Source organism: Mumia spirodelae (assembly GCF_050632745.1).
Classification (GTDB): domain Bacteria; phylum Actinomycetota; class Actinomycetes; order Propionibacteriales; family Nocardioidaceae; genus Mumia.
This window is the reverse complement of record NZ_JBODSD010000009.1, coordinates 1-1,015: the sequence shown is the minus strand read 5'-3', so window position 1 is coordinate 1,015 and position 1,015 is coordinate 1. Positions and strand designations below refer to the sequence as shown.

Genomic DNA, 1,015 nt, shown 5'->3' with positions numbered 1-1,015 from the left:
CGGGCTGATTCGGAGTTGTAGAACTTCTTGAAGGCCCAGCCCTCGGCCAGGGTGCGGTGGAAGCGCTCTATCTTTCCGTTGGTCTGCGGCCGGTAGGGGCGGGTCTTCTTCGCGGTGATGCCCAGGTCGGCGCAGGTGTCGCGCCACAGGTGGGACTTGTAGCAGCTGCCGTTGTCGGACAGGACCCGCTTGACGGTGACGCCGCGCTCGGCGAACCAGGCGACTGCGTTCTTGAGGACGTCGGTCGCGGTCTGGCTGGTCTCGTCGTCGCGGGCCTCGACGTAGGCGAGGCGGGAGTGGTCGTCGATGACGGTGTGCAGGTAGCAGGTGCCGATCAACGGGCCGCGGTACTTGTTGCGCGGTTTGTCAGGCGTAGCGGAGCGGTTCCTATCACCCTGCTGCTTGCCGACGTAGCGCCAGCCGCCACCGTCGGGGATCTTGCCCAGCTTCTTGACGTCGACATGGATCAAGTCGCCGGGCTTGTCGTGCTCGTAACGACGGATCGGTTCACCGGTTGCCCGGTCGAGGTGGGACAGCCGGTTGATCCGGCAACGGACCAAGACCGCGTGCACGGTCGAGGACGCCATGTCGAGCCGATCGGCGATCTCGACCGGACCCAGCCGCTGCTTCCAACGCAGGTGCACGATCTTGCGCACCACCGGCGCCGGCGTGCGGTTCGGCTGACGGTGCGGTGCCGAGGACCGGTCGACCATCCCCTCTGGCCCCTCGTCGCGATAGCGGTCGGCCCACCTCTTCGCCGTACGCCACGAGACGTCGTAACGCTCGGCAGCGCGAGCAGTCGACCAACCGTCGTCGACGATCAACCGTGCAAGTCGAAGACGGGCGCGCGGTGTCAAGGCTGCGTTGGCATGGGTAGCGTGGGACACGAAGGCCTCCTTGGTGGCGGAGCGGTTCCTTAGACAGCTCCACTCCACACCAGGAGGCCTTCACCCATCTACACCTCAGACCGAGTCGTCACACGATCTCGACCAACGTGCCTGGACATCACAGCTAG

At 65.7% G+C, this 1,015-nt stretch carries 1 protein-coding gene; it reads right to left on the bottom strand.

All coding sequences use genetic code 11. The annotated features are described in order from the left end of the window. Positions 1–887: IS481 family transposase (locus tag ACQSSQ_RS23850; protein WP_431329653.1), on the bottom strand; the 887-nt coding region annotated here is incomplete at its 3' end. Positions 888–1,015: the final 128 nt, after the last annotated feature.